The organism is Galactobacillus timonensis, from assembly GCF_900240265.1.
Classification (GTDB): Bacteria; Bacillota_I; Bacilli_A; order Erysipelotrichales; family Erysipelotrichaceae; genus Bulleidia; species Bulleidia timonensis.
This window is the reverse complement of the sequence record NZ_LT964739.1, coordinates 681,557-702,212: the sequence shown is the minus strand read 5'-3', so window position 1 is coordinate 702,212 and position 20,656 is coordinate 681,557. Positions and strand designations below refer to the sequence as shown.

The window sequence follows — 20,656 nt, the reverse complement described above, 5'->3', positions numbered from 1 at the left end:
GAAACAATTCAGAGTTAAAATTTGCTCTAAACAGTAAATTCCCATATAATAAACACGGTACAGCAAGCATGTATAGAACTTGGTCAGGTCCGGAAGGAAGCAGCCATACAAACCTCTGCTTGCGTGTGCCGTTTTTTTATGAAAAAATCAGGGCATGCACAGTGACGAATATTTTATGCAGGAAGCTCTGAAAGAGGCACAGAAGGCGGCAGAGATCGATGAGGTACCGGTCGGCGCCGTGATCGTGCGCGACAATGAGATCGTTGCCCGTGCCCACAATATGCGGGAACATTACCAGCAGGCAAATGCCCATGCCGAGATGCTTGCAATTGAAGAAGCTTCGAAGGTACTTGGAACCTGGAGTCTGGATGACTGCGATCTGTATGTGACACTGGAGCCGTGCATGATGTGCACAGGTGTTATTGGACTGAGCCGGATCCGCAACCTGTACTATGGAACCGCTGATCCAAAGGGCGGATGCACTGAGACGCTGGTTCAGGTGAAACAGCTGAAACACATCGGCAGCTATCCGAAGACGATCTGGTCCGGAATTCTGCAGAAAGAATGTTCTGAGATACTTTCTACATTCTTTGCTGAGCGCAGAAATCGTCCACGAAAACAAACCGGAACAAACAGGTAAACGGCCGTACACTTTGCCCACTGCGGGCGGGGGAGCGGCCGTTTTGATATATAATGGATGCAATCGGAGAATTGTAGCCATGGGACGACCAGCCTTGTATCAAAAATACCGTTCACAGACCTTTGATGAGGTCATCGGTCAGCAGTACGTTGTCCGCAGCATTCAGAATGCGATACGTACAGGAACTGTTGGCCATGCCTATCTTTTCTGCGGTCCGCGGGGAACCGGGAAGACGACAATGGCCCGGCTTCTTGCCCGTGCAATCAACTGTGAACATCCGGATAAGGCACCCTGCGGAGAATGCGAAAACTGCAGGGAGGCGATCGCCGGTACCCATCCCGATATCATTGAAATCAACGCGGCCAATGAGACGCATGTCGATGATATCCGTGATCTGATTGACCGTGCCCAGCTGGCTCCGATGCTTGGCAAGTACAAGATTTATATCATCGATGAGGTTCACCAGCTCTCATCCAGTGCTGCATCGGCTTTGCTGAAGACACTGGAGGAACCACCCGCCCACGTTATCTTCATTCTGGCGACGACGGATCCGCAGAAGCTTCTGCCGACGATTATTTCAAGATGCCAGCGCTTTGACTTTACGCGCATTGATACGGAGCAGATCAAGGAACATCTCCTGGATATCAGCAGTAAGGAAGGTTTCCAGCTTGATCCGGACGCTGCTGAGGAAATTGCGGAACTTGCTGATGGCGGAATGCGCGACTCCCTTTCGATTCTTGATCAGGCATATGCCTATGCGGGGCAGCACATCACATCTGCTTCCATCAACGAAATCTTCGGACTTGCGTCGATGGACGAAAAGATGAACCTGCTCACGGCAATATGCACGCATGATACAGCGGCGATCTTGAACCGTCTGAAGAATGCTGAGCAGCACGGCAATGATCTCAGGCGTCTGACCCATGATCTGATCGTAATTCTCAAGGATGCGATTGTCGCATCCTCCACCGATGACGAAAAACTTCTGCAGAGCGCATCGATGGAGCAGTGTCAGAAACTGCTGCAGTACTGCCGCAAGGATCAGCTGCTTGCCATGATCCGCGTCCTTTCCGAAGCAGAGGACAGGTATCGCTATACCTATTCGGTAAGAGACTGTCTGGAAGTGGCATGTCTTGAGATGATGCAGCTGTTGCAGGAACCGGAACAAAGAAGCGTTGAAAAGACACGGGCTTCTGCACCGTCTATGACGGAGCAGAAGAAGGTAGAGAAGGAAGAGAATCCGACGATCGAAAAGACGGCACAGGCTGTACCGGAACCGGAAGTGCTAACGCCGCAGCCCGAGCAAAGGGAACCTGCAGGAAATGATCAGACAGTGAGTGACAGTGAACCTGTACAGGAAATGGAACCGGTACACATTCACGAATGTGATCAGAATGAGATTCTTGAAATCATGGCTGCAGCGAACAAGTCATGCAAGGGGGAAGATCAGAAGAAAGTATCTGCCATTCTTGATGAAGGAAGTATGGATCAGTACAAGTCCATGCTGATACAGACGGAGATTGGTGCTTCCGGACCCGATGTCATTCTGCTGGTATGCAAGTCGGCACCGGTGGCGCATGCAGTGATGGAGGAGAAGTTCAACAAGGGCTTCTACTTCTTCCTGAAGGATCATGGCATCGACAAGATGCCGTACGCTGTGACAGGCGAAGCATTCAAGGCAGCGACCGCGGCATTTGTAGCACGGATGCGTCAGAAGGATCTTCCTGAGAAGATCAAGGTCAGCCGCTGGCAGAAAGAATCGGAAGCTTCCAAGGAAGAAGATGTATTTGAAAAACTGGTCGATGGCTTCGGTGCGGAAAATATCGAAGTCATTGATGATGAACATAAATAAGGAGAGATGGAACTATGGACATGAAGGCATTGATGAAGCAGGCAAATGCGATGCAGAAACAGCTCAAGAAGATTGAAGAAGAGCTCGACGCAACGCAGTATGAAGGATCCAATAACGGCGTCAAGGTCGTGATCAACGGCAAAAACGAGGTACAGTCCGTCGAGATTGATCCCGATCTTCTGGAGAAGGACAACCAGGAGATGCTGCAGGATCTGATTCTGATTTCCGTCAACGACGCTGTGAAGAAGGCTGCCGATGACCGCGCTCAGAAAATGGGCGCCGTAACCGGTGGTATTTCGGTACCGGGTTTCTGAGATGTATCCTGAAAGTCTTCAGCAGCTGATTGAAGCCTTCCGCACACTGCCGGGCGTCGGTGAAAAGACGGCGGAGCGCTACGCTTTGACCATCGCAGCAGAAAACGAAGAAGATGTCCGCACCTTTGCCAGGGCACTGGTCAATGTGAAGGAAAAGCTGAAGTACTGCCGGATCTGCGGCAATTTCAGCGAAGATGAGGAATGCTCCATATGCAAAGATGCATCCCGCAACCACAAACAGATTTTTGTCGTACAGTCGCCGAAAGATGTTCTCGTCATGGAAAAGACGGGACAGTACCATGGCGTATACCATGTGCTCAACGGTCTGATCTCTGCATCCAAAGGCACCCTTCCCGATGACCTCAACATTCCGTCGCTGATGGAACGTCTGCCTGAGGCGGAAGAAGTAATCCTTGCAACGGATGCGACGATGGACGGGGAAACGACGGCGATGTATCTGAGCAAAAAGATCCATGAATCGTTCCCTTCTCTTCTGGTGACGCGGATCGCCCATGGCCTGCCGGCAGGCGGTGCTCTCGACTACGCCGACGAGCTGACGCTGTCTCACGCCCTCAGTGACCGGCGCCGCATCGGCTGAACAGACAACGAATTAGAAGCAGATATAGATACGCAGGAGGATGAACCATGAACAATGACCTAAAAATCGCTCAGGCAGCGAAGCTTGATGACATCTATACGATTGCTGAAAAAGCAGGCATCAGGCGTGAATATGTAGAACCGTATGGAAACGATAAGGCAAAGATCCTCCCGGCGATTCATTCCGAGATTGACACGCACCCCAATGGCAGGCTGATTCTTGTCACAGCCATCAACCCGACACCAGCAGGCGAAGGAAAGTCGACGACGACGATCGGTCTGGCCGATGGTTTGCAGCAGATCGGCAAAAAGGCGATGGCATGCCTCAGAGAGCCGTCACTTGGACCGGTGTTCGGTCTCAAGGGCGGAGCTGCGGGCGGCGGCTATGCGCAGGTTGTGCCGATGGAATCGATCAACCTCCATTTCACCGGTGACATGCATGCAATTACGACGGCGAACAATCTGATTGCAGCTGTCCTTGATAACAGCATCTATCAGGGCAATCCTCTGAACATTGATCCGGCCCGTGTTGTCTGGCCCCGGTGCATGGACATGAATGACCGGACGCTGCGTTCCATTACCATTGCCCAGGACAAAAAGACCAATGGCATCGAGCGCAAAGATCACTTTGTCATCACCGTTGCGACGGAAGTGATGGCGATTCTATGCCTGTCCCGCGATCTGCATGATTTCCAAGAGCGCATCGGCCGCTGCATCGTTGCCTACACTTACGATGGTAAGCCGGTGACGGTCAGGGATCTGAAGGTGGATGGTGCCGCTGCTGTCGTCATGAAGGATGCACTGAAGCCCAATCTTGTGCAGACTCTGGAACATACGCCTGTATTCGTGCATGGCGGTCCGTTTGCCAACATCGCCCACGGGTGCAACTCGATCATTGCGACAACGATGGCGCTGAAACTTGCGGACTATGTCGTTACGGAAGCCGGCTTCGGGGCTGATCTGGGTGCTGAGAAGTTCATGGACATCAAGTGCCGCACGGCCGGCATCCATCCGGATGCGGTTGTCATTGTTGCGACGGTACGTGCACTGAAGCTGCATGGCGGCGTGGAACTGGATCATCTCGATGAAGAAAACGTGGAAGCGATGCTGAAGGGGACGGCGAACCTTGCCAAGCACATGGAGTCGATCAAATCCTGTGGCGTTCCCTTTACCATCTGCATTAACCGCTTCTCGAGTGATACGGAAGCGGAACTGAATGCCCTGAAGAAGTGGTGCGAAGATCAGGGCTGCAGCGCAGAGATCAGTGAAGGCTGGGCAAAGGGCGGAAAGGGAACCATCGACCTTGCCAGAAAGGTTGTGGAACTGTGCGATGAGCCGAATGATTTCCACTGTCTGTATCCGCTCGAAGCGACACTGAAGGAAAAGATCGAAGCCATCGCAAAAACCATCTATGGTGCGGAAGCCGTTGAATATGCGCCAGAGGCCGAAAAACAGCTGAAGCAGTTTGCGGACATGGGCTATGACAGTCTTCCCGTATGCATGGCGAAGACGCCGCTGTCGCTGAGCGATGATCCCAAGCTCAAAGGCCGTCCTCAACATGTGACGATTCATGTGCGTTCACTGTCGGTTTCGGCGGGCGCAGGCTTTGTTGTGGTGTATACCGGAAGTGTGCTGACGATGCCGGGACTTCCGAAAGATCCGGCGGCGGTTCATATGGGAATCAATCCGGATGGATCCAGCTACGGAATTTTCTAAGGTAGAGTATGAGTTCAATAGCGTACGTAACAGATGAACAGATGATGGAGTACCACCGCCTCTGCGGCAACCGTGAAATGAACTTCTGGCGCCTTTCGCCGAAGACGGAGTTCACGGATTTTAAGCCGGGAGATCTTCTGTTTTTCTATGCCCGTACGCCCCAGAGCCGCAAGCGCTCCTTCGTCGGCTATGCCCATTTCCGCTCCGCCAGCGTTCTGACGCTGAAGAAGATGTGGGAACGCTACGAGACGAAGAACGGCTACGACAATATCGAACAGATGAAGCGTGCCATTGAAAGTTCGGCACGTGACCACCGGGTGCCGGCAAAGATGAGCTGTCTCTATCTGGACGGTGCGATCTTCTTCCGCTCGCCCATAGATCCAAGAGATGCGGGCATCCGGCTGTCGAACAGCCTGGAAAGCTTTACCTATATCGATCAGGGGAACCCCGGTGCCACGGTACGCATTCTGAAGCTTGCGGAAGAGATCGGTGTCAACGATTTCTGGAGCGCTTCTCTGAATGAGCAGTGCGAGGCACAGTTCGGCGAAGATATGCTCGATTATCAGATGGCGGAAATCGCCGCCAGAGTTGCGCCGATGATGCAGTCGAAGAGCGCCGCCGCCAGGGCGGATCATATCATGCGTGCATATACAGAGGCGCACAGTGAGCTGCGGATGATCTCCGGCAGTTCCGATGCCTACACATACAGGAATGATACGTTGACGATTGCGCTGCCCTTTGTCTACAGCGCCCGTTCCAGGAATGCGCTGTTCCAGCAGCTGATGGGCCGATTTCTTTCATACCGGATGGAACTGAAGCGGGAAGGCATCGTCATGGAACATGTACAGATTGAAGTAGTTACAGAACAGAAGGATCCGGAAGTGGAAACCTGGATCAAAGAGCTGAAGCAGTTATGAGTGAATTTGAAATTATCGTCATCGGCGGCGGCCATGCAGGCATAGAAGCTGCGCTTGCGGCGGCGCGCATGGGTCATAAGACGATGCTGGTGACGCTGAGTATGGAAAATATCGGCAAGATGCCGTGCAACCCGAGCGTTGGTGGACCGGCCAAGGGCATTGTTGTGAGAGAAATCGATGCGCTGGGCGGACAGATGCCGATCACAGCGGACCGTACGGCGCTGCAGTTCAAGATGCTCAACAGCGCCAAGGGACCGGGTGTACGGGCTCTAAGGGTACAGTCGGACAAGCTTGCCTATAAGGAAATGATGCAGTACGTCGTGACGCACCAGGAGAATCTGACGGTGCTGGCCGCGATGGTGACGCGGATCAACGTGACCAATCAGACCGTTACGGGCATTACGCTGGCGGATGGTTCGGTAATTACGGCGGATGCGGTGATTCTTACGACCGGTACCTATATGGCCGGTCTCAACATGATCAGTGCGGAAGTGACGCCGGGCGGCCCGGACCGTGAAAAGACAACCAACGAACTTTCGCAGTCGCTGCGTGATAACGGCATTGCGACGATGCGTCTGAAAACGGGGACACCGCCGCGTGTTCTGACGGCGTCGATCGACTTTTCAAAGACGGTGAAGGAAGAAGGGACCGATGCCTTCATTGCCTTCAGTGAGACGACAAAAGAAATTCGTCCCTTTGCTGAGCAGGTACCGTGCTATCAGACCTGGACAACACCTGAGACGCATGAAATCATTCTTTCCAATCTGAACAGGTCATCGATGTATTCCGGTGTTGTGAAGGGTGTCGGTCCGCGTTACTGTCCGAGCATTGAAGACAAGCTGGTGCGCTTCAAGGATAAGCCGAGGCATCTGCTGTTCCTGGAGCCGGAGTCACTGCGCATGGATACGACCTATGTGCAGGGCTTTTCCACGTCGCTTCCCCGCGATGTGCAGGAGAGGATGACGCATACGCTGCCGGGCTTTGAGCACTGCATCATCAAGAAGTATGCCTACGCAATTGAATATGATGCGATCGATCCGATCCAGATGCAGATAACGGAAGAGTCGAAGATCATTCGCAATCTGTTTACGGCCGGTCAGGTCAACGGCACTTCGGGCTATGAAGAGGCGGCGGGACAGGGTATCATCGCCGGCATCAATGCGGCCCGCAAGCTGGAAGGAAAGCCGCCCGTCATCCTGCGCCGCGATCAGGCGTATATCGGCGTTCTGCTCGATGATCTGACGACCAAGGGGACGCTGGAACCGTATCGTCTATTGACGAGTCGGGCCGAGTTCCGTCTTCTTCTGAGGCATGACAATGCCGAGCAGCGTCTGATCGATGTGGGCCGGGAAGTCGGGCTGATCAATGATCAGCGCTATGAAGCCTATGAAAAGAAGATGGCGGCTCTTCATGATCTGGAAGAGAAGCTGGATGCGACGACGCTGGAACTCGACGATCCAAAGATTTCAGAATATCTCGATGAAGCAGGCTACAGCGATCATCCGCACAAGGGTGTGCATGCCAGTGATCTGATCCGGCGCCCGAATATTTCATGTGTGAAGCTGTTAAACGCGGCTGGCATCGAAGCCGATGCCAGGATCGCTGATGAAGCGGAAATCGAGATCAAGTACGCCGGCTATATTGACAAGGCACGTCGCGAGGCGAAGAAGCTGGAGGCGATGGAGGATCAGAAGCTCGGCTTGGACTTCAACTATGACGAGGTGGAAAATCTTTCGATCGAAGGCCGGCAGAAGCTGATGAAATATCGTCCCGAGACGATGGGACAGGCGTCACGCATCTCCGGCGTCAATCCGGCGGATCTGATGGTGCTGGCAGTTGCACTGAAACAGGGAAAGGGAAGGACTACCGCATGAATTGGCAGGATATTGTTTCAAATGTACGTGTCTACGGCCTGGAGGAGGCTGTGCAGGGGGCGAAATTTTCCTTTGCTGTCGACCCTTCGCAGGTAACGACAGAGATTACGCCGACAATGGAGAAGCTTGCCCGCTCACCCATCGGCAGCGGTCATGATAATTTTCTGAACGGTGTCATTGTTCAGTTTGATGTGACATTTTCCAATAAGGTATGGGTCGAGGCGGAGCGCTATCACTTCCTCGACTTTGTTTCAAGTCAGTCGACGATGCACAGGATCACGAAATTCGATCTGGATCAGGCATATATTTCCTACACCGATCAAAGAATCATCGCGATCATGAAGGAAAAGGTAAAGGCCTACAACGACCTGCAGGAACAGGCAAAGACGGACGCATCTTTGCGTCCGCAGCTCGAGCAGAAGTATCTCGAGATTCTGTATTCCAATCCGGCCGGCTTCCGGCTTACTGCACGCATGACGACAAACTACCGTCAGCTGAAGACGATCTACCGCCAGCGGAAGGATCATCGTCTGCCCGAATGGCGCATTTTCTGCAAGTGGATCGAGACCCTTCCGCATGCGGAATTCATTACCGGGGAAGCCGCCGATGAAGGCAATCAATAAATCAAAATTCATGAAACAGCTTCTTGCCGTCTCCTTGTCCGTGGGCTGCCTGCTGGCTGGCTGCGGAAGTACAGCGATGCCAAAGGAAACCTCATCACCCTCCGCATCGCCAGCAGAACTAAGGGCAGCCGCGCCGGAGTACGGCATGTGGTGGTCCTATCTCGACTATGAGCGCGACTGCAAGGATATCAGCCTAGAAACGTTCAACAGTGTCGTTGATACGGCACTCGACAACATGCAGAGTATCGGTGTGAACCGTGTGTTCGTGCATGCGGTGGCGTATACGGATGCGTTCTATAACAGTTCGATCTATCCGAAGTCTTCGTATCTGGGAAACTGTGACTATGATCCGCTTGCCGTCTTTGTAAAGAAGGCGCATGCCCGGGGCATGTATATCGATGCCTGGATCAACCCGATGCGTTCGATTCCTGTTGATCAGGTGGACAGTCTTCCGGAAGATTCGACCATACGGCAGTGGATCAGTGAAAACAATGAACGCATACGTCAGGTCGGTGATCTTTACTATCTAAATCCGGCCTATGAAGACTGCCGCAATCTGATCTGCTCGGTCATCGATGAAATTCTCAACAGCTACGATGTGGACGGGATCCATATGGATGACTATTTCTATCCCTCGGGTGTGGAGAAGAAGTTTGATGCCTATGCCTATTCCCTCAGCCTCAGGGAAAACAGCAGTCTGACGCTCGATGACTTCCGCCGAAACAACGTCAATGCCCTTGTGAAGCAGATCTACGACACGATCAAGAAACACGGTCCTTCGCTGATGTATTCGATCTCTCCTTCCGGAAATATCGATAACAACCATCAGCTGATGTATGCCTGGCCGGAAGACTGGGTGGCGGACAGGACGGTCGATGAGCTGATTCCCCAGATATACTGGGGCTTCAATCATCCGGTAAAGCCGTTTGAATCAACGCTGCAGGAGTGGAAGAACATCGTCGGCGACAGCGGAATCCGCCTGTCGGCGGGGCTGGCGGCCTATAAGGTTGGCAGTGTGGATGCCGGGGCTGGCGATGCGAGCAGCGAATGGGTCGATAACAGCGACATTCTGGGCCGTCAGGTGCAGTATGCACTGTCACAGAACTGTGTCGGAGCGGCTTTCTACAACTACGGAACACTGTTTGTTCCATCCGATGAAATCAAGGAAAATGTGGATAACGAAATTGTCCACATTAAAAGCGTGACGCTGGCCTCCTAGACTGATGTAGAATTGTGGTGCTATGGAAATCAAGGAACTTGCAGAGTACAGTCCCGTCCCCCTGAGCGAACAGATGCTTGTACAGCTCGAAAGGGATTGTGAACTGTTACTGGAATGGAATGAAAAGATCAATCTCACGGCTCTCAGGACGCGGGATGATATCTATGAGAAGCACTTTCTGGACTGTTTACTGCCGATCGCGCTGATTGGACAAAACGCTTCGGTGATCGATGTAGGCAGCGGCGCCGGCTTTCCGGGTGTCGTATTTGCGATCGCACGGCCGGATCTCAGAGTGACGCTGCTGGAGCCGATCGGCAAGCGCGTGCGCTATCTGCAGCAGCTGGTCAGTGAGCTGAAGCTGAACAACGTTACGGTGATTCAGGGAAGAGCGGAAGACGTGGTGAAAACGGAGCGGGAAACATTCGATGTCGCTGTCGCAAGAGCTGTCGCCGGCCTTCCGGTATTGAGTGAACTGTGCGCCCCCTTCATCAGAGTTGGAGGAATGTTCCTGGCGATGAAGGGTCCGCAGGGAAGCGAAGAAGTAAAAGCTGCGGAACATGCCTTCAAGGTACTGGGACTGAATGCGGCAGAGATTCACGCCGCAGCGCTGCCGGGTGGCGAAATACGCAACAACATTTCGGCTATGAAAGTGTCGCATACGCCGGCGCAGTATCCTCGCAATTATGGACAGATCAAGAAAAAGCCATTGTAAAAGACACAACGGAAACGGATGAAAGGGGAAAGGAGGAGACCATGGCACGCTTTACATCACTGCTGGAAAAAACACTGGTAGGAAAGGTTATGGAGCTTCCTTTGGACAGGATCGTTCCTTCTCCTTATCAGCCGCGGCAGAACTTTGACGAAGATTCGCTGGAGGAACTGAAAGAATCCATCCGCGCCAACGGTCTGATTACGCCGATTACAGTGCGTCAGGTCGACGGGAGGTATGAGATCATTGCCGGTGAGCGGCGCTATCGGGCATGCAGGGCACTGGGCATGGAAAAGATGCCGTGCTACATCCTGTCGCCCGATGAGGCGGAAGCTGCGCAGATGGCACTGGTTGAAAACATTCAGAGAGAAAATCTCAGCGCCGTTGAAGAGGCGCAGGCCTATGTGCAGATCATGCGTCAGGCTCATCTGAGTCAGGAACAGCTGGCGGCTCAGATCGGCCGCTCCCAGTCCTCGGTTGCCAACAAGATCCGTCTTCTGTCACTTCCTGAAGAAGTGCAGGATGGTATCAGGGAACAGAAGGTTACGGAGCGCCATGCCCGTGCACTGCTGAAGCTGCCGGAAAACGAGCAGAAGAAGGCCTATGAAGAAGTCGTTAAATGTGGCTATACGGTTCGGGAAACCGAGGCGTATGTGGACCAGATGATTAGCAGAGAAGCACAGCCGCCGAAGACGCATAAGCGTCAGAAGACGAAGGGCTTTGCGCGCAATATTCAGATCGGCATCAATTCAATTGCGCAGTGTGTAAAGATGATTCAGAAGATGGGAATGAATCCCACAATGGAAACCGAAGACGCTCCGGACCAGGTGACGGTCGTGATCCGCTTTCCAAAACAATAAGAGGGGAAAAGACTATGGGCAAGATCATCGCTGTTGCCAACCAGAAGGGCGGCGTTGGAAAAACGACTACGAGCATCAATCTGTCTGCCGGCCTGGCCTATGCCGGAAAGCACGTCCTGCTGGTTGATTTCGATCCGCAGGGCAATGCGTCCAACGGCATCGGAGCCACCGGTGCACGCGGCTATTCGCCGCAGCATACGGTGTACCAGGTGCTGATGGGGGATGATTCGGTACAGAATGATAAAGTGACACTCGATATGCCGCCGCTGGATGTTCTGCCGGCGACGATTGATCTTTCGGGGGCGGATGTGGAGATGGTTTCTTCGGATTATCAGGTTGGCCGTGAACATCTTCTGAAGCAGAAGCTGGATGCCGTCAGGGATCAGTATGATTTCATCATCATTGACTGTCCGCCTTCGCTGGGGCTTCTCAATACGAATGCACTGACGGCGGCGGATTCGGTCATGATTCCGGTGCAGTGTGAGTACTTTGCGCTGGAAGGTCTGACCCAGCTGCTTTCAACGATCCGTCTGGTGCAGAAGCTCTGGAATCCGCAGTTGAATATCGAGGGGGTTCTGTTGACGATGTTCGATGTGCGTACGAAGCTGTCGGTCGAAGTGCAGCAGGAAGTGCGCAAGTACTTTAAGGAAAAGGTATATCGTTGCATTATTCCGCGGAATGTCCGTCTTTCCGAGGCGCCTTCCCGCGGCCAGAGCATTTTTGAATACGATACACGCTCCGAAGGTGCCAAGGCGTATGCGGCACTGGTCAAAGAAGTGTTGACGCAGAACGAAAAGGGAGGCAATTGATGGCAAAAGAAAAGAAAACCGGTCTCGGCCGCGGCCTTGACAGTATCTTCGGCTCCAATGTGGAACAGTTTCTGGATGATATTCAGAACAATTCGACGGAGGTACCCGGTCGCAAGGAAGTGGAACTTCCGGTGAAGGAAATCCGGCCCAACCCCTACCAGCCGCGGAAGGAATTTGATCCGAAGGCTTTGAACGAGCTGGCAGATTCCATTCGTCTTCATGGTATTTTTACGCCGCTGCTTGTTCGCAAGAGTGTTCAGGGCTATGAGCTGATTGCCGGTGAGCGCAGACTGCGGGCGGCGAAGATCGCGGGTCTGGAGAAGGTGCCGTGCATCAGCGTTGAGTTTACGGATGAGGAGATGATGGAAATCTCCATTCTGGAAAACGTGCAGCGTGAGGACCTGAATCCGATTGAAGAGGCGGCCGCCTATGAGTCGCTGATTCAGCGGCTTGGCTATACGCAGGAGAAGCTGGCGGAGCGGGTTGGCAAGAGCCGTGAGTACTGCGCAAATATGCTGCGGCTGCTGAAGCTGCCCCAGCCGGTTCAGGAAATGGTCACCAACAAGAAGCTGACCATGGGGCATGTGCGTCCGCTGCTGTCGCTGAAGGATGAGGATCAGATGCTGGATGCGGCGGAGTATATTGCGGCGCATCATATGAGCGTGCGGGAAGTGGAGCAGTATGTAAAGACGCTCAACGGTCAGGACAGCCAGCCGAAGCCGAAGAAAAAAGAAGAGGAGAAAGATCCTCTGGTGAGGGATATTGAGCTGCGCATGAGCCGCAAGCTCGGGACGGAAGTGAAGGTTTCGAAGAAAGCAATCTCGATTGCCTACAACGATACCGATGATCTGAACCGTATCCTTGAGGCACTCAACATGCTGGAAGAAAGTGCTGAGTAAGCCGTCAGATAAAACAAGACAATGCACAAGCCGCTCTGAAATACGGGCGGCTTTTCATTATGCGTAAGAGCGCTGTTAAGCACCGATGAGGTACGAAACATAAAACCTCCCGTGATGCGGGAGGAGGGCTGGTGCATCTTATAGAAAGAAGCACCCCATCGATCCGGAATTGTGATTGTCTCAAGTCACGATCCTTGAAAGATGAGGTGCCAAATACGGCTGCTAAGGTGATTTCGGATCCGGAATAATAGAATTAAAACAGATCGGAGTGGCTTCCGGTCCTGGAAGCGGTAAGTATGAGCTCCTGGTGATTAATCATGTAAATAAGAAGCCAGTCAGGCTGTATATGACATTCACGGAAGCCGATGTAATTACCTGTTAATGCATGGTCACAGTATTTGGCATCAAGATCTTTCTCTTCTACCAGCATCTGCAGTATATTCTGCAGCATGCTCAGATCTTTTCCTTGTTTTCGTATGCGTTTCAGATCTCTCTTAAATTGATTCGTTACGACGAGATTAAGCATTTGCTTAGTCCTCCGCCAGGATATCATTGATCATTTCTTTGGCAGAGGAGTATTTCTTTGCTGAGATGGTGCCGTTTGCGATGGCACGGGCTTCTTTCATTGCGGATTCCGTCTCCGCATTGAATCTTGGCTGGCGGACTTCGAAAGGAAGGCCGCCTTCCATAACGGACATATGAAGAAAGATATTGATAGCTTCGGTAACAGACATTCCAAAGCTGCTGTAAAGATCCTCGACTTCTGTCTTAAATTCAGGATCAATTCGAACATTAATGTTAGCTGTTTTAGACATGTTGGTCATCTCCTAACAGAATTGTACATCAAATGCGAAACATACGAATACAATACGTTCACAATGTGCGAATAAACCATCAAAAATAATTGTAGTGTATTCATGGTTCAACGCTTGCTGGCTGAACTATGAAACAGCCCGGGCTCAGCAATACGAGTAAAGTGCTGAGTAAGCCGGCAGAAAAAACAAAGCAATACACCAGCCGCTCTGTGAAATACGGGCGGCTTTTCATTTTCCGGGGAAATGGATGGCTTTGGTCACAGATATTTCCAGGCTGCTGTAAAGATCCTTGACCTCAGCTTTTAATCCTGCACAGGGTTCAGGGATCGTTTGATATGCGGCAAAGACAATGAAACCGGTGCTTTGTGGAAGTATTCAGCGTGTTTGCCTGATTTGATCCCACAGTGATGCCCAAAACGCCTATAATGTGTACGCTTGATAAAAAAGCACAGGTATGAACTTATGGAAATTGAAGCTATCCAGGATCTGATCAGTGATGATGAAGAAACACGAAAGCGTATCGACGAACTTCATGAGAAGCGTTTCCGTATGAAGCAGGAAATCGAGGCGGAGAAGAAGCGGCTGACGGAAGAATCCCGGGCTGCGGTCAATGCGCAGGTGGAAGCGACTCGGAAGGAACTGGACGAAAAGATCCAGAAGGATGAAGCCGCCAGCAAGGCCTACTTCGACCGGGAATCGGAAAAGCTTCGCTCTTCCTTTGCGGAAAACAAGGAAAAGTGGAGAAAGGAACTGGTGGACCGGATTTTGTCAGGGGAGGATGAATGAGCTCAGATATGGCAATGGCCGTCAAGGCCAGGGCAATGTTCGGAGCACGCATGAAGGAAGCGGATTATAACGCTCTCATGCAGAAAAAGAGTGTGCCGGAAGTTGCGGCTGCTCTCAAGCGCGGTCCCGTCTTTTCCGAAATACTTTCGGGCGTCAATGAGAAAGCGGTCCATACGGGACAGCTGGAAGCCCTGATACGGATGGATGTCTACCGCCGGCTGCAGAAACTGCTGCGATACAGTGAGGGTGATTACGGAAAGTTCATCTATGCCGCAGTTGAGACGGAAGAAATCGATCTGATTCTCAGCAGTATCCGCTGGTTCACCCAGAAGGATGCGGAGGCGCGCAGTGCGATGATTGCGGACATGCCGATTTATATCAGTCATTACCTTTGTTTCGATGTAAAGAAACTTCCCGAAGTGACAAACTTCGATGATCTGATCAAGGTTCTCAAGGGGACCCGGTACGAGAGGATTGTGCGGAAGTACGAGACGAAAGATTTTTCCCAGATCAACTACATCGGCCTCGAACATGAGCTGATGCAGAACTACTACGAAACGGTCATGGACGTGGTTTCCGGTTATGGGCGTGCGGGCATCGATATGATGGCGATCGTCAAGGCACGGGTCGAACTGGATAACATTGCCATGATCTACCGTCTGAAGAAGTACTTCCGGGCGGCTCCGGACCAGATTCGGCCGATGATTACGCATACGACCTATCTGTTCAATGATCGGGAAATGGAAGATCTGATCAGTTCGAGCACGGCTGACCAGGTCATTGAAAAAATGCAGAAGAAATACCACCGGTATGTGAAAAATGTGAAGTTTTCCAGCATCGAACACTATACCGGCATGATCCGCTATCACATGAATTATCACTTTCTGGAAAACAGCACGGAGCCAAAGCTGGTTCTGCTGAGCTATCTGTTATTGTCGCGGATTGAAATCCAGAATGTGGTGAACATCATTGAAGGCGTGTCATACGGCATCGGCGCCGATCATATGAAACCGATGCTGGTTTATTAGGAAAGGAGTACGGCACAATGGCAATTGTACCTATGAAATTCGTCAGTGCCTGCACGGACCGGGAACATCTCGATGAGATGCTGCTGAGGGCAAGAAGCTGCGGCCTTCTTCATCCGGTCAGCGCGTCAGAAATCGTGACGGAAGACAATGGCGGCAAGCTGCTCAACGAGGACAATCCCTATTCCGGCTACCGGCAGACAATCCGCAATCTTGCGCATTCGATCGGCTGCGACCTGAAAGAAAAGGGCACCCCTTCAAAGACCTATACAAAGGAAGAGATTGAAGCCTTCATCAGCGAGATCACTGAAAAGTTCGGCATCACGACGGATTCAAACGAAGTGCTGCTGACACCGGATGATGAGGCGGCTCTCAAGGAACTGAGCAAATGCGGCTTCGAGCGGATTCACGCCTGCCGCTATCTGAACTTCGGCTTCGGCCGTCTGCCGGTCGACAGCTTCCAGAAGCTGTCCATGTACGGCCAGGAGTACTTCGTTCATCACCGCTGCCATGCGACGGACCAGTATATCTGGATGGTGTACGTAACTTCCGATTCCTATGCGCAGAAGGTAAAGAAGATCTTCCAGGAGCTGTACTTTGAGCCGATTGATATTCCGTCGGTGGATGTGCATCGTCTGATGGAAGACTACCGGGACAGGATCAACGATGTCTATGCCTATTGCAACCGTGAGGATGAGATCTGCTCCATGTACCCGGATGTGGCGGTACTGGATGAAAAGATGATCCTCTCCGGATTCATTCAGGCGGATGAGGCGGATGCCTTCAAGAACGTGTTTGTGGATCTTCCGGTCGACTTCCGTTTCAAGGAGCCGTCGGAAATGCCGCAGTGCAAGTGTCCTACGGTATTGAAGAACAACTGGTTCGCAAGACCGTTTGAGCTGTTTGTTGAGATGTATTCGCTGCCGCAGTATGGTGACTTTGATCCGACCTTCTTCATGGCGCTGACGTACTGTCTGCTGTTTGGCATCATGTTCGGCGATATGGGTCAGGGTCTGGTATTGATGGCCATCGGCTTCGCCTTCGAAAAGAAGGGCAAGCTGTTCGGCATCATCGGCCGCGTCGGCATTACTTCGACGGTCTTCGGATTCCTGTTCGGTTCTCTGTTCGGCTATGAGGATGCGCTGAATCCGATCCATCAGAAGCTGTTCCATGTGCGGGAAAAGCTGTTTGATGTCATGGCGAACTCGAATACGATGTTCCTGCTGATCGGTGCGATTGCGATCGGCGCTGTGCTGATCATGATCACGCAGCTCATCAACATCACCAACAACATGAAGAAAAAGAAATACGGCGAAGTTCTGTTTTCGCAGAACGGTGTCGCGGGACTGGTGTTCTACGGTTCGATCATGTTTGCGGTCGTTTACGATAAGCTCGTTGGCGTGAACATTGCGAAGAATCCGCTCTACATCGCCATCTGCTTCGTGCTGCCGGTGCTGTGCTTCATTATGAAGGAACCGTTCTCCAATGCGGTGGAGCACAGAACTGTGAAACCGAAGGAAGGATGGGGCGGTTATGTGACGCAGTCAATCTTCGAGATGATCGAGATTCTGCTGTCGTTTGTGACCAACTCGATGTCGTACCTGCGTGTCGGCGGCTTTGTTCTGTCGCATGCCGGCATGATGCTCGTGGTAATGACCCTGGTGAAGATGACCGGCGGCGCGGGACCGGTAGTGCTGATCATCGGCAACGCGTTCGTCATGATTCTCGAGGGACTGATCGTTGGAATTCAGACGCTTCGTCTGGAATACTATGAAATGTTCAGCCGCTACTATACCGGCGGCGGTGTCCGCTTCAAGGCTCTGCAGGCTGACTGAACAGTAGAAAAAAAAACATACCGGAATGACCGGAAGATAAAAGGAGAAAACGTATGCTTACATTAAAAGAAATGATTCTGCCGCTTATTGCTGTTGTACTGATTGTTGGACCGATTGCCCTGATCTTCAGTGGCAAGGTTTCCGCCAAGAATGCCAGGACCAAGATGATTGCTCAGATTTCCATCTTTGCCGGCGTCTTCGCTGTCATGATGATTTTCCAGCTTCATCAGTTCACGGTCTTCGCTGAAGACGGTGCTGTAGTTGATACTTCCAAGTCCATGGGCTTCCTGGCCGCTGCTCTTGCGGTCGCAGCTTCTTCGCTTGGTGCGGCATGGGCAGTAGCGAAGGCTGCTCCGGCTGCGCTGGGTGCCATTTCCGAGAATCCGGACAACTTTGGTAAGGCGATCATCTTCGTCGCTCTTGGTGAAGGTATTGCCATTTACGGTCTGCTGATTTCCATTCTGATTCTGAACAACCTCTGATTTATGAAGGCTTACGTCATCAGTGACAGTGCAGATACCGTGACCGGCATGCGGCTTGCCGGTTTCGAGGGAGAAGTCATTTCGAGTCGGGATGCGGTTTTGAAGCGGCTCAATGAGCTGATTCAGGACCAGGACATTGCGATGATTCTGATGACGACCGGAGTGATCTCCTTATGCAGCGATGTGGTATCGGATTACAAGATGAATCTCGCAAAGCCGCTGATTGTAGAGATTCCGGACCGCGACGGCAACGGCGGCATCGGTGAAGCGATCAACCGCAGTATCAGTGCCGCGATTGGTATCAAGTTGTAGGAGAGTTATTCATGGAAGAAGAAGAGAAGAAAATCCTGGAGGCCATCAAGGCAGATGTACGTGCCAACGCCGATCTGGTCGAGGAACGTGTCAATGAAGAGACCAGAGCTATGCAGGAAGACCAGATCGAGTTCTTCCGGAAGGGTCTTGAAAAAGAGAATGAGACATATCTGGAAGGGGAGCTGCAGGATCTGAGGCAGTATGCGGCGACCAAAAGCTCGACAGACAGGTTGAATACGAAAAAGCAGCTTCTCGAGCTGCGTCAGCAGCTGGTTTCCGAATTGTTTGATGAGGTGCGCAGCGATCTGAAGAAGTTCACGACGACGCCCGCCTACGAAGAATATCTTCGCACCAACGTGAGGAAGCTGAAGACGACACCGTCCGGATATTTTATTGTCCGTGTACAGGATGAGATGCTGATGAAGAAGATTCTGAAGGAAGAGGGTCTTACCAATTCGATGAAGACGGAATATATGCCGATCGGCGGCTTCCAGTATGTTGACAAGCATGCCCGCATGGAATACACATGCATGCTCAAGGACCGTCTTGCGGATGCGCAGCAGTGGTTCCGCGAACATTCCGGATTCAACCTGGAAGAAAGCGAGGAACAGGCATGAGCGATGTCATCTACTCCATCAACGGACCGGTTGTAACGGTCCGTAACACCACTTCCTTCTCGATGCGGGAAATGGTATATGTCGGTACGAAGCAGCTGCTTGGCGAAGTGATCCGGATCAATGATCAGGTTACGACGATTCAGGTCTATGAGTCGACGACAGGACTGATGCCGGGCGAAGCCGTTACAGGCACTGGTTCCCTGCTCAATGCGACGCTTGGACCGGGCATGCTCAGGAATATCTATGACGGTATTGAGCGGCCGCTGGAAAAGATTCATGAGCAGCAGGGTGCCTTCATTTCCGAAGGAAAGTCGGTACCTTCGCTGGATGAAGAGAAGAAGCGGGATGTTCACATTCTGCTGAAGGCCGGAGACAAGGTCAGCGGCGGCGAAATCTTTGCCACCTGCAGAGAGACACCGGTCATTGAGCATCGTTCCATGATTCCGGTCCGTGTCAGCGGGACGGTTGTTTCTGCGGTGCCTGATGGCGCTTATACGGTTACGGATGTTCTTCTGAAGGTCAGAAACGAGGAGACCGGGGAAGAGATTCCGGTGACGCTTGCTCAGAAGTGGCCGGTCCGTGTGCCCCGTCCGATCAGGGCGCGGGAGCCGCTTTCGATTCCGTTAATTACGGGGCAGCGTGTTCTGGATACGATGTTCCCGATTGCCAAGGGCGGTTCGGCTGCGATTCCTGGCGGATTCGGAGCCGGCAAGACAATGCTGCAGCATTCGATCGCAAAGTTCTGTGATGCGGACATCATCATCTACGTCGGCTGCGGTGAGCGCGGCAACGAGATGACGCAGGTTCTCGAAGAGTTCAGTGACCTGAAGGATCCTAAGACGGGCAACTCCCTCCTGGATCGTACGGTGCTGATTGCCAATACATCCAACATGCCGGTGGCTGCCCGTGAAGCATCCATCTATACCGGCGTAACGATTGCTGAATACTATCGTGACATGGGCTACCATGTTGCGCTGATGGCGGACTCTACTTCCCGCTGGGCTGAAGCCCTGCGTGAAATCTCGGGACGTCTGGAAGAGATGCCGGCAGAAGAAGGCTTCCCGGCCTATCTGCCTTCCCGTATCGCACAGTTCTATGAGCGTGCGGGCTATGTAGACACACTGTCCGGGACGAAGGGCAGTGTCACTCTGATCGGTGCCGTATCGCCGCAGGGCGGTGACTTCTCGGAGCCGGTGACGCAGAATACGCGGCGTTTTGTGCGGTGCTTCTGGGCGCTGGACAAGTCGCTTGCCTATGCGCGTCATTATCCGGCCGTCAACTGGAATGAAAGCTCCTCGGACTATGCGGATGATCTTGCCCACTACTATGGACAGAACGTGGCGCGTGACTTTATGAGTCTAAGGGCGGAGATGCGCGAAATTCTGCATGAGGAAGATACGCTGATGGAAGTCGTGAAGCTGATCGGCTCCGACGTGCTTCCGGAGGATCAGAAGCTGACGCTTGAGATCGCGCGGGTTGTACGTGTCGGCTACCTGCAGCAGAATGCGTTCCATCCGGATGATGCGTCGGTTCCTCTGGCGAAACAGTACAAGATGCTCAAGGTGATTTCGTATCTCAGAAGAGCGTGCCAGGACAAGGTTGCGAAGAAGATTCCGGTGTCTCTGATTGTCAAGACCGGCATCTTTGAGACAGTCATCAAAATGAAATACGATGTTCCGAATAACAATATTGCGCTTCTCGATTCGTATGATGCGAAGATCGATGAGGCACTGAGTTCGATTCTGTAAGAAAGGG

Annotated in this window: 22 protein-coding genes and 1 other RNA gene; 21 read left to right on the top strand and 2 right to left on the bottom strand. The window is 52.3% G+C overall.

Going from position 1 to position 20,656, the window contains the following annotated elements:
• The first annotated feature begins 46 nt into the window (after positions 1–46).
• The 14 genes from ffs to C1714_RS03245 all read left to right on the top strand — a co-directional run bounded on the left by ffs (position 47) and on the right by C1714_RS03245 (position 13,029).
• An RNA gene (gene ffs, locus C1714_RS03310) (signal recognition particle sRNA small type) lies at positions 47–145 on the top strand.
• 9 nt (positions 146–154) lie between these two features.
• Complete coding sequence (locus C1714_RS03305; RefSeq protein WP_102341856.1) at positions 155–640, top strand: nucleoside deaminase; 486 nt, start codon at positions 155–157, stop codon at positions 638–640.
• A gap of 79 nt (positions 641–719) precedes the next feature.
• On the top strand, positions 720–2,492 hold the full coding sequence (gene dnaX, locus C1714_RS03300; protein ID WP_102341855.1) for a DNA polymerase III subunit gamma/tau: 1,773 nt from the start codon (positions 720–722) through the stop codon (positions 2,490–2,492).
• A 14-nt stretch (positions 2,493–2,506) separates the two neighbouring features.
• Entirely contained in the window at positions 2,507–2,806 is a 300-nt protein-coding gene (locus C1714_RS03295) for a YbaB/EbfC family nucleoid-associated protein (protein ID WP_102341854.1), read from the top strand.
• Between the two features lies 1 nt (position 2,807).
• On the top strand, positions 2,808–3,404 hold the full coding sequence (recR, locus tag C1714_RS03290; protein WP_102341853.1) for a recombination mediator RecR: 597 nt from the start codon (positions 2,808–2,810) through the stop codon (positions 3,402–3,404).
• A 47-nt stretch (positions 3,405–3,451) separates the two neighbouring features.
• The gene (locus C1714_RS03285; protein ID WP_102341852.1) at positions 3,452–5,119 is read left to right on the top strand and encodes a formate--tetrahydrofolate ligase; all 1,668 of its coding nucleotides are present in this window, start codon (positions 3,452–3,454) and stop codon (positions 5,117–5,119) included.
• Positions 5,120–5,127: 8 nt separating this feature from the next.
• Positions 5,128–6,036 carry a hypothetical protein gene (locus C1714_RS03280; RefSeq protein WP_135567875.1) on the top strand — a complete coding sequence of 303 codons (909 nt, stop codon included), beginning with the start codon at positions 5,128–5,130 and terminating at the stop codon, positions 6,034–6,036.
• A complete protein-coding gene (gene mnmG, locus C1714_RS03275) occupies positions 6,033–7,910 on the top strand; it encodes a tRNA uridine-5-carboxymethylaminomethyl(34) synthesis enzyme MnmG (protein ID WP_102341850.1) in 1,878 nt (625 codons plus the stop codon). Before C1714_RS03280 ends, mnmG begins: the two co-directional genes overlap by 4 nt.
• Positions 7,907–8,533 (top strand): FAD-dependent thymidylate synthase, encoded by a 627-nt coding sequence (locus tag C1714_RS03270; protein ID WP_102341849.1) that lies wholly within the window; start codon positions 7,907–7,909, stop codon positions 8,531–8,533. The genes mnmG and C1714_RS03270 overlap by 4 nt, the downstream gene beginning before the upstream one ends.
• Positions 8,517–9,752, top strand: a complete 1,236-nt coding sequence (locus C1714_RS03265; protein WP_167849910.1) for a glycoside hydrolase family 10-like protein — start codon at positions 8,517–8,519, stop codon at positions 9,750–9,752. Before C1714_RS03270 ends, C1714_RS03265 begins: the two co-directional genes overlap by 17 nt.
• A gap of 22 nt (positions 9,753–9,774) precedes the next feature.
• Entirely contained in the window at positions 9,775–10,464 is a 690-nt protein-coding gene (rsmG, locus tag C1714_RS03260; RefSeq protein WP_102341847.1) for a 16S rRNA (guanine(527)-N(7))-methyltransferase RsmG, read from the top strand.
• A 41-nt stretch (positions 10,465–10,505) separates the two neighbouring features.
• The gene (locus tag C1714_RS03255; RefSeq protein ID WP_245305004.1) at positions 10,506–11,321 is read left to right on the top strand and encodes a ParB/RepB/Spo0J family partition protein; all 816 of its coding nucleotides are present in this window, start codon (positions 10,506–10,508) and stop codon (positions 11,319–11,321) included.
• Positions 11,322–11,335: 14 nt separating this feature from the next.
• Positions 11,336–12,130, top strand: a complete 795-nt coding sequence (locus C1714_RS03250) for a ParA family protein (protein ID WP_102341846.1) — start codon at positions 11,336–11,338, stop codon at positions 12,128–12,130.
• Positions 12,130–13,029, top strand: a complete 900-nt coding sequence (locus C1714_RS03245; protein WP_102341845.1) for a ParB/RepB/Spo0J family partition protein — start codon at positions 12,130–12,132, stop codon at positions 13,027–13,029. Before C1714_RS03250 ends, C1714_RS03245 begins: the two co-directional genes overlap by 1 nt.
• A gap of 253 nt (positions 13,030–13,282) precedes the next feature.
• On the opposite strand, the gene C1714_RS03240 is transcribed toward C1714_RS03245, so the two are convergent.
• Together C1714_RS03240 and C1714_RS03235 are read right to left on the bottom strand one after the other, a co-directional pair.
• Complete coding sequence (locus C1714_RS03240) at positions 13,283–13,555, bottom strand: type II toxin-antitoxin system YafQ family toxin (RefSeq protein WP_102341844.1); 273 nt, start codon at positions 13,553–13,555, stop codon at positions 13,283–13,285.
• 4 nt (positions 13,556–13,559) lie between these two features.
• Positions 13,560–13,844 carry a type II toxin-antitoxin system RelB/DinJ family antitoxin gene (locus tag C1714_RS03235; protein ID WP_102341843.1) on the bottom strand — a complete coding sequence of 95 codons (285 nt, stop codon included), beginning with the start codon at positions 13,842–13,844 and terminating at the stop codon, positions 13,560–13,562.
• A gap of 462 nt (positions 13,845–14,306) precedes the next feature.
• Here C1714_RS03235 and C1714_RS03230 point away from each other — a divergent pair, with 462 nt between their 5' ends.
• From C1714_RS03230 to C1714_RS03200, 7 genes are read left to right on the top strand one after another with little or no spacing between them, the layout of a single operon-like run.
• Entirely contained in the window at positions 14,307–14,630 is a 324-nt protein-coding gene (locus C1714_RS03230) for a type 2 periplasmic-binding domain-containing protein (RefSeq protein ID WP_102341842.1), read from the top strand.
• On the top strand, positions 14,627–15,658 hold the full coding sequence (locus tag C1714_RS03225) for a V0D/AC39 family V-type ATPase subunit (protein WP_102341841.1): 1,032 nt from the start codon (positions 14,627–14,629) through the stop codon (positions 15,656–15,658). Before C1714_RS03230 ends, C1714_RS03225 begins: the two co-directional genes overlap by 4 nt.
• Positions 15,659–15,675: 17 nt before the next feature.
• On the top strand, positions 15,676–17,490 hold the full coding sequence (locus C1714_RS03220) for a V-type ATP synthase subunit I (protein WP_102341840.1): 1,815 nt from the start codon (positions 15,676–15,678) through the stop codon (positions 17,488–17,490).
• Between the two features lie 53 nt (positions 17,491–17,543).
• On the top strand, positions 17,544–17,972 hold the full coding sequence (locus C1714_RS03215; RefSeq protein ID WP_102341839.1) for an ATP synthase subunit C: 429 nt from the start codon (positions 17,544–17,546) through the stop codon (positions 17,970–17,972).
• Positions 17,973–17,975: 3 nt separating this feature from the next.
• Positions 17,976–18,284, top strand: coding sequence for a V-type ATP synthase subunit F (locus C1714_RS03210; protein WP_102341838.1), 309 nt, complete (start codon positions 17,976–17,978; stop codon positions 18,282–18,284).
• Between the two features lie 11 nt (positions 18,285–18,295).
• The gene (locus tag C1714_RS03205) at positions 18,296–18,901 is read left to right on the top strand and encodes a hypothetical protein (RefSeq protein ID WP_102341837.1); all 606 of its coding nucleotides are present in this window, start codon (positions 18,296–18,298) and stop codon (positions 18,899–18,901) included.
• A complete protein-coding gene (locus C1714_RS03200) occupies positions 18,898–20,649 on the top strand; it encodes a V-type ATP synthase subunit A (protein ID WP_102341836.1) in 1,752 nt (583 codons plus the stop codon). The genes C1714_RS03205 and C1714_RS03200 overlap by 4 nt, the downstream gene beginning before the upstream one ends.
• Positions 20,650–20,656: the final 7 nt, after the last annotated feature.

Excerpts from the sequence above, each read along its gene's own strand:
- C1714_RS03205 (WP_102341837.1), top strand. The coding sequence starts at position 18,296 with ATGGAAGAAGAAGAGAAGAAAATCCTGGAGGCCATCAAGGCAGATGTA.
- C1714_RS03270 (WP_102341849.1), top strand. The coding sequence starts at position 7,907 with ATGAATTGGCAGGATATTGTTTCAAATGTACGTGTCTACGGCCTGGAG.
- C1714_RS03245 (WP_102341845.1), top strand. The coding sequence starts at position 12,130 with ATGGCAAAAGAAAAGAAAACCGGTCTCGGCCGCGGCCTTGACAGTATC.
- C1714_RS03200 (WP_102341836.1), top strand. The coding sequence starts at position 18,898 with ATGAGCGATGTCATCTACTCCATCAACGGACCGGTTGTAACGGTCCGT.
- C1714_RS03225 (WP_102341841.1), top strand. The coding sequence starts at position 14,627 with ATGAGCTCAGATATGGCAATGGCCGTCAAGGCCAGGGCAATGTTCGGA.
- C1714_RS03215 (WP_102341839.1), top strand. The coding sequence starts at position 17,544 with ATGCTTACATTAAAAGAAATGATTCTGCCGCTTATTGCTGTTGTACTG.
- recR (WP_102341853.1), top strand. The coding sequence starts at position 2,808 with ATGTATCCTGAAAGTCTTCAGCAGCTGATTGAAGCCTTCCGCACACTG.
- C1714_RS03235 (WP_102341843.1), bottom strand. The coding sequence starts at position 13,844 with ATGTCTAAAACAGCTAACATTAATGTTCGAATTGATCCTGAATTTAAG.
- C1714_RS03255 (WP_245305004.1), top strand. The coding sequence starts at position 10,506 with ATGGCACGCTTTACATCACTGCTGGAAAAAACACTGGTAGGAAAGGTT.
- C1714_RS03265 (WP_167849910.1), top strand. The coding sequence starts at position 8,517 with ATGAAGGCAATCAATAAATCAAAATTCATGAAACAGCTTCTTGCCGTC.
- dnaX (WP_102341855.1), top strand. The coding sequence starts at position 720 with ATGGGACGACCAGCCTTGTATCAAAAATACCGTTCACAGACCTTTGAT.
- C1714_RS03305 (WP_102341856.1), top strand. The coding sequence starts at position 155 with ATGCACAGTGACGAATATTTTATGCAGGAAGCTCTGAAAGAGGCACAG.
- C1714_RS03285 (WP_102341852.1), top strand. The coding sequence starts at position 3,452 with ATGAACAATGACCTAAAAATCGCTCAGGCAGCGAAGCTTGATGACATC.
- C1714_RS03295 (WP_102341854.1), top strand. The coding sequence starts at position 2,507 with ATGGACATGAAGGCATTGATGAAGCAGGCAAATGCGATGCAGAAACAG.
- C1714_RS03230 (WP_102341842.1), top strand. The coding sequence starts at position 14,307 with ATGGAAATTGAAGCTATCCAGGATCTGATCAGTGATGATGAAGAAACA.
- C1714_RS03250 (WP_102341846.1), top strand. The coding sequence starts at position 11,336 with ATGGGCAAGATCATCGCTGTTGCCAACCAGAAGGGCGGCGTTGGAAAA.
- C1714_RS03210 (WP_102341838.1), top strand. The coding sequence starts at position 17,976 with ATGAAGGCTTACGTCATCAGTGACAGTGCAGATACCGTGACCGGCATG.
- mnmG (WP_102341850.1), top strand. The coding sequence starts at position 6,033 with ATGAGTGAATTTGAAATTATCGTCATCGGCGGCGGCCATGCAGGCATA.
- C1714_RS03220 (WP_102341840.1), top strand. The coding sequence starts at position 15,676 with ATGGCAATTGTACCTATGAAATTCGTCAGTGCCTGCACGGACCGGGAA.
- C1714_RS03280 (WP_135567875.1), top strand. The coding sequence starts at position 5,128 with ATGAGTTCAATAGCGTACGTAACAGATGAACAGATGATGGAGTACCAC.
- rsmG (WP_102341847.1), top strand. The coding sequence starts at position 9,775 with ATGGAAATCAAGGAACTTGCAGAGTACAGTCCCGTCCCCCTGAGCGAA.
- C1714_RS03240 (WP_102341844.1), bottom strand. The coding sequence starts at position 13,555 with ATGCTTAATCTCGTCGTAACGAATCAATTTAAGAGAGATCTGAAACGC.